The following is a 5,996-nucleotide window of genomic DNA, read 5'->3' on the forward strand; positions in this document are numbered from 1 at the left end:
GGCAGGGTGGGGCCGGTGCCATCGCCCCGTCCATCGGACGACGACGAGCACCCTGAGGCAAACAACCCGGCACTCAGAAACAGGATGGCGGCTTGGCGCGATACCTTCATGTACCTCAGACGTCGCAGGTACGCGTTCCGTTCAGTCTCCACCGGTCGAACGCCAAGCTATGTGCCTGATGCCGTCCGGGATCTTGGGCGAGCTCTGAGCAGGACGGGAAGCGGCGTTGTCGGTGGGCTCTGCCAGGGTGTGCGTCGTGGATGAACTGGTGGAGCGAGTCGACGATCAAGATCGTGTCCAGGGGATGGTGGTCAGCCGCCGTCAGGCCGTCCGGGAGGGTTGGCTGCACCGAGTCGCCGTGACGTTGTGTCGTGATGAGCGTGAGCGGATCCTCATCCATCGGCGGTCGGAGCACCTGTCGCGCTTCCCCGGGCACTACGAGGTTGTGGTCGGTGGCGCCGTGGATGTCGGAGAGTCCTATGAGCAGGCCGCCGCACGGGAGTTGGCCGAAGAGCTCGGCATTCGTGTGCTGCCGCGCTTGCTGTTCACGTTCATCAACCGCAGCGGCCTGAGCCCGCATTGGCTCGGTGTGCACGAAGCCCTGGTGCCGGATGCCGTGGTCCCCGATGCCGATGAGGTCGCGTGGCATGGCTGGCTGACGGAGCTGGAGCTGCGGTCGGCCCTGCTGGAGTGGCGCTTCACCCCCGACAGCCACGAAGCCTTCAACCGGTATCTGGCGTCCCGGGGCGCGCACTCCTGACCTCGCCTGCCTTGCTTGCAACAAGCGCGGCAACACCGAGAACGCTGCGATTCCGACGACAGTTGCCGTGCTCGGCGGTCCAGAAACCCCTCGTCGGGGTGGCGGGTTGACGACAACTTCGGAAAGCAGTCTGCCGCGCGCCGGCGGCGATGGTCATTCCGTCGGTGTGCCGAGCCGCAGCCGGTTGCCGTCAGGGTCGCGCAGCTCGATCTCACGCGCCCACGGAGCATCCTTCACCGGCACCCCGAACTCGGACGCGATGACGTCGACGTCACGAACGCGGAGGTAGACCAACGTGTCGGGACGTGCATCGCCCTGGTGCTCCGACAAGAACAAGCGCACCCCGCCCCGAGCGACCTCGACGAATGCGGGGAATCCCAGTTCGAAGTGGTGCTCCCACTGCTTGGCGAAGCCCAGCCGCTCGTACCAGGCGACCGCCGCCGCGGCGTCCTCGACGCGGAGGATGGGAATGACTTCTTCGTCCATGGTGTCATCGTCGCAGATCGCCCAGTGCGACTCGGCGGGGAGGGGCCCCGTTCTCCTCGATCCGGTGCGGTCCGATCCGCAGGTCAGGCGTCTCGCGGCCTCAGTCGGTGTGCCCGACGCCGCGATCAGGGGCGCTCATGTCCCCCGTGCCGGGCGTACCGTCCGCGAGTGCGTAGCGCAGATACACGGTGCCCGCGGGACCGGCTGCCGGTGGGTCGAGGAGCCTGAGGTTCGTGGGCACCTCGCCGCCGTCGAACACCTTCTTCCCGACTCCGAGCACGATCGGGTGCACCCAGAGGTCGATACGGTCGAAGAGCTTCTCACGCAGGAGGCTCTGCACCAGGTTCAGGCTCCCGACGACCTTCACCTGCTCGTGCCGGTCACGGATCTCGCGTACGGCGGTGGCCAGATCCGGGCCGAGCTGGGTGGACCCGGCCCACGACAGATCGGGCGTGCCGCGGGAGGCCACGTACTTCGGGACACGGTTGAAGAGGGCGGCGATCTCGCCGTCCTCGCCGCCCTTCTGGTGCGGCCAGTAGGCAGCGAAGATGTCGTACGTCCGCCGTCCGAGCAGGAGGGCGTCCGTGCCTTCGTACGCTGCGCCGATCTGTGCCCCGGCGACCTCGTCCAGCAGGGGTGCCTGCCAGCCGCCGAACGGGAACCCGGCCGGGTCCTCGTCGGGGCCGCCGGGCGCCTGCCCGACGAGGTCGAGCGTCGCGAACAGTTCGATTTGGATGAGGCCCATGGCTTGCTCCCGATGAGGTGGTCGTCCCGGTCAAAAGGTAGACCTGTGGGGACCGGCGAACTCATCGCCGCGCGGGCCCGCGCTCGGGCGCCTTGACCGACGGCGCCGGAGTGATGGCACCGGAGACGGCCTCGCCGTCAGCTCCAGCCTCACCCTGTCCGCCGTGATCACGGACCATCCGGCAAGGCTCAGCCATCCACGATGATGGGCCGGGCTGGTGGGCCGTCCCTCAGCAATGACGCCAGCAGGTGGGGCAACTCGGCTGGTCGCAACACATCGGAGGTCACGGCCAACTCCGCGGCGCTCCACCAGCGGTGCCCGCTGATCGCGGCCCTCTCGATGTCCTCGAAGGCCGAGGTGTCGACGTCACATTCGGGCACCCGGGCGACGTAGTAACGCTGCCGAACCTCGTAGGCGACGCCTTCCCGGACCGTCACCCACGGACGCCCTCGCCATATCTCCGGGCCCAACGAGACGTTCGTCAGCCCGGTCTCCTCCCGCAACTCCCGCACGGCCGCCTGCTCGTGACTCTCTCCCGGCTGCACACCGCCTCCGGGGGTGAACCAGCGAACCGAACCCCCCGCCTTGTCCCGTGCGGAGAACAGCAGCAGTCGATCGGCGTCGTCCACCAGCACCACACGGGCGCTCGGGCGCGGCACGCGTCCCCTCTCCCACACCATCACCGCGTCAGCGTAGAAGATCGACCGACCGACGGGGGCGGAGCCCCGGGAGACACACGCAACCGCCTCCAGAGCCCTGGATCCGACCGGCCACCCACGATCGGCTCTTCGGCCGTTCCACACGCTTCGGCTCCGCAGGTACGACGAAGGACATGTCGCGAGCCCAACGCACTGCGCGTGTACGCGACGATCCGGTTCGAGTCGGTGCTCCTGCGGCTCGGGGGGAGGCCGTGTGCGACACTCCGCGTCACAGGAGTGACGAGGGAGGCAGGGCGTATGCGTGGGGTGGGAGCGGCGGTGGCCGCGATGGCGGTCATGACGGTGTTGACGGGCTGTGGTGCTGGTGACGGCACGAGTGACGGGACCGCCGGGCTGTCCACGGCGAGCGCTCGTGAGGCCGGGAAGACGGCCGGGGAAGAGCTGACCGTCGGTACTGTGCGTGACGATTTCCGCAGCGCCGCTTCCGCCGCCGGAGCAGGGCGTCTTCGTTTCCTGGACCTGGGCGAGCACGGCCAACCGTGCCGCGTGTGGGGGATGTCGCAGACCGAGGACATGGTGGAGCGCGAGGCGGTCGAGCCGGTGCTCACCGTGCTGAGGGACCGGGGCTGGCGGGTGAGGAGCGAACTGCCGGTCGAGGAGAGCGGCTCCTTCGGCTGGGTCCTGGAGAAGAACCGCTGGGAGGTGTTCCTCGCCGCGGGCGAGGTCCCTGAGGGCGCCGGGATCGTCTTCGACGCCAGTGGGACGGCGTGCGGGGCTCCCATGCCCGCGAAGCCCTCCACCCTGGAACCTCCTCAGCGTCCCACGCCTCCCGCCCCGCAGTGAGCGCCGCCTCGTCGTGCCAGGCCGTCGCTTCGGGCCGATCCACCCGAAGCGACGAGCCTGACCCGCTTCAGCGGACCCACTCGACCTGTCGTGCCAGGACGTGACGCGGGCACTCGGCGCACCCGACGCCCCCGTACTCGACGGAGGCGTCGTCCTGAGCCAAGGCCTTGACCGGTCCGCTCACAGCGCGGTGAAGGTCCACAGCAGGTTGGGGCTGTTGTTCCAGGTCCACTGCTTGGTGACGGAGCCCGAGGGGACGTTGCCGCCGCTGTCGAGTGCCCGTCCCGTGGTGCGGTTGAGTATGGAGTACTGGCCTTCGCCGCGGTGGGCGATCTTCCACTGCTGGTTGGTGTGGCCGTTCCACTCCAGTTGTCGGCACGCGGCACCGTTGCTGGTCGCGCCCCAGCCGTCGGCGACCATGCCGTTGGTGCGGTTCTCCAGTTTGTAGTAGCCGTTGCCGAGGTCGACCGCGTGCCACTGCAGGTTGTTGTGGCCGTCCCAGGTCCACTGCTTGAGGTTGGACCCGCCGGCCACGTTCCCTCCGCTGTCCAGGGCGAGGCCGCTGGCGACGTTGGTGATCCTGAACCACGTCGACGGGGTGAACATCACCTTCAGCGAGGTGATGCTGTCGTTCTGGCCGGTGACCCGCAGGTCGGTGTTGTCGGCCGTGAACGTCCACGACGTGCCGCCGAAGTCGTCTCCGGAGTACCCGATGATCTGGTGCCCCGGGGCCGGCCGCAGGGAGGAGATGCTGCTGTCGGACATCCCGGCGAGGGCGAGATCGGCGGCGGTGTAGTTGCCGAGGGGGAGCGCGGCGGTGTCCCCGGCGTAGTTGACGTCGCTGTACACCAGGGCGCCGGCGATCGGTCGCAGACTGGGGATCTGGCCGGAGAAGGTGAGCTTCAGGACGTAGGCCTGGGCGGAGAAGGGCGCCGAGGACGGCAGGGTGACCTTCAGACCGGAGGCGTCCTGGGTCGGTGTGGCCAGGCTGATGTACGTGCCCTCCGTCGAGTCGAGCAGTTTCACGGAGGCCAGGGAACTGAGGTTGATCCGGTTCGAGTTCAGCGTCTTGATCGTCAGGGAGCTGCCGGGCCAGCCCAGGACCGTGGCGTAGAGGGCGGTGTTCTCCTTGTTGCGGGTGAAGCGGATGTCCTGCGCGGTACCTGAGGTCGGTACCGCGAAGGTGCTGCCGCCCATCTTCGTCGGACCCTCGCCGTATGCGGTCCAGGCCCGGGTCGAGTAGATCGACTCCCCGAAACGCTTGAGGTAGTCACCGATGCCGAGCAGGAGGTCGCGCTGGGCCTGCGGGATGGTGCCGTCGGCCTTGGGGGCGATGTTCAGCAGCACATTGCCGTTCTTGCTGACCCGGTCGATGAACGAGTGCAGCAACTGCTTGACGCTGTAGTAGCCGATGCCCTCGGTGTAGCACCAACTCGTGCTGGAGACGCTGTCGTCGGTGAGCCAGTAGGGCGCGGTGAGGTCGGCCGGACCACCCCGCTCGTAGTCGAAGACCGCGCCCTGGGGGTGGAAGCCGTCCTTGTAGGTGGCGACGACCTCCTTGCCCCACGCGTTGGCCTGGTTGTAGTAGTACGACAGGAAGTTCAGTCGCTGCGTCTCGTCGACCCCGTCCAGTTTGAAGTCCTGCCAGAGGATGTCCGGCTCGGACCGGTCGATGACCTCCTTGAGCTTGTCGTACCAGAGCTGGTTCTCCTGGGTCGCGCCCAGCTGGCCGTAGAGCTTCTTCAGGCTGGGGTCCGACTGTGCCGGCGCGTACTGGAAGAACCCGTTGTAGTTGTAGGCGTGGTGCATCGCCACCAGCAGCTTCAGGTTCTTGGCGCGGATCGCGTCGGTGAACAGTTCCAGCAGATCGAGCCCCGGGCCCTTGTCCACCGAGTTCCACTCGTTGACCTGGCTGTCCCACATCGAGTAGCCGTCGTGGTGCTCGGCGACCGGCCCGGCGAACTTCGCCCCGGCGTCCGCGAACAGCTGCGCCCACTCGTCGGGGTCGAAGTTGCCACCGGCCGACTTCAGCTTCGGCGCGAACTCCTTGTGGTTCCCGGCCAGGTCGTCCTGCCCGTTGATGAAGTTGTGGTACGGCCACGCGGACGGGCTGCCGTACGTGGCGACGTGGTGCCGGTTGGCGACACTGTTGTTCTGGTACATGGTCCGCGGGTACCACTCGCTGTCGAACGCCGGCACGCTGAAGACGCCCCAGTGGAAGTAGATGCCGAACTTGGCGTCCTTGAACCACTCGGGGGCCGCCGGGTGCTGGTCGACCGAGTCCCAGCTGGGTGTGTAGGTGCTCGGTGCGGCCTGGGCGGTCCCGGCGCCGAGCAGACCTCCGGCCATGGTCGCCGCGGCGACGGCGGTGGCGCCCGCCAGGAACTGACGTCTGTTGATCTGTCTCGACACCGGGGGCCTCCAAGGCGGCTGGGTGATGGTGCTGGTGGGTGGAGAGGGAAGGGGACTCACGCGGGCGTGCTCGGGGGGGAAGGGAGAGCAC

At 68.0% G+C, this 5,996-nt stretch carries 6 protein-coding genes; 2 read left to right on the forward strand and 4 right to left on the reverse strand.

From position 1 onward, the window contains the following. The first annotated feature begins 304 nt into the window (after nucleotides 1-304). Nucleotides 305-760 carry an NUDIX domain-containing protein gene (locus P1P70_RS38840; protein WP_413471649.1) on the forward strand — a complete coding sequence of 152 codons (456 nt, stop codon included), beginning with the start codon at nucleotides 305-307 and terminating at the stop codon, nucleotides 758-760. A 153-nt stretch (nucleotides 761-913) separates the two neighbouring features. On the opposite strand, the gene P1P70_RS38845 is transcribed toward P1P70_RS38840, so the two are convergent. The 3 genes from P1P70_RS38845 to P1P70_RS38855 form a co-directional block, all read right to left on the reverse strand. After that, nucleotides 914-1,246, reverse strand: a complete 333-nt coding sequence (locus tag P1P70_RS38845) for a glyoxalase superfamily protein (protein WP_319246182.1) — start codon at nucleotides 1,244-1,246, stop codon at nucleotides 914-916. A gap of 100 nt (nucleotides 1,247-1,346) precedes the next feature. Next, nucleotides 1,347-1,991: a dihydrofolate reductase family protein gene (locus P1P70_RS38850; protein ID WP_319246184.1), complete on the reverse strand. Its 645-nt coding sequence runs from the start codon at nucleotides 1,989-1,991 to the stop codon at nucleotides 1,347-1,349. 188 nt (nucleotides 1,992-2,179) lie between these two features. Further along, on the reverse strand, nucleotides 2,180-2,650 hold the full coding sequence (locus P1P70_RS38855) for an NUDIX hydrolase (RefSeq protein ID WP_319246186.1): 471 nt from the start codon (nucleotides 2,648-2,650) through the stop codon (nucleotides 2,180-2,182). Between the two features lie 297 nt (nucleotides 2,651-2,947). On the opposite strand from P1P70_RS38855, the gene P1P70_RS38860 reads away from it, so the two are divergent. Next, nucleotides 2,948-3,493, forward strand: a complete 546-nt coding sequence (locus tag P1P70_RS38860; RefSeq protein ID WP_319246188.1) for a hypothetical protein — start codon at nucleotides 2,948-2,950, stop codon at nucleotides 3,491-3,493. Between the two features lie 180 nt (nucleotides 3,494-3,673). Here P1P70_RS38860 and P1P70_RS38865 read toward each other — a convergent pair whose 3' ends face one another. Then, on the reverse strand, nucleotides 3,674-5,905 hold the full coding sequence (locus P1P70_RS38865) for an alpha-L-fucosidase (protein ID WP_319246190.1): 2,232 nt from the start codon (nucleotides 5,903-5,905) through the stop codon (nucleotides 3,674-3,676). Between the last annotated feature and the right edge of the window lie 91 nt (nucleotides 5,906-5,996).

Source organism: Streptomyces sp. MB09-02B (assembly GCF_033794485.1).
Lineage (GTDB): Bacteria > Actinomycetota > Actinomycetes > Streptomycetales > Streptomycetaceae > Streptomyces.

Excerpts from the sequence above, each read along its gene's own strand:
- P1P70_RS38845 (WP_319246182.1), bottom strand. The coding sequence starts at position 1,246 with ATGGACGAAGAAGTCATTCCCATCCTCCGCGTCGAGGACGCCGCGGCG.
- P1P70_RS38850 (WP_319246184.1), bottom strand. The coding sequence starts at position 1,991 with ATGGGCCTCATCCAAATCGAACTGTTCGCGACGCTCGACCTCGTCGGG.
- P1P70_RS38840 (WP_413471649.1), top strand. The coding sequence starts at position 305 with ATGGTGGTCAGCCGCCGTCAGGCCGTCCGGGAGGGTTGGCTGCACCGA.
- P1P70_RS38860 (WP_319246188.1), top strand. The coding sequence starts at position 2,948 with ATGCGTGGGGTGGGAGCGGCGGTGGCCGCGATGGCGGTCATGACGGTG.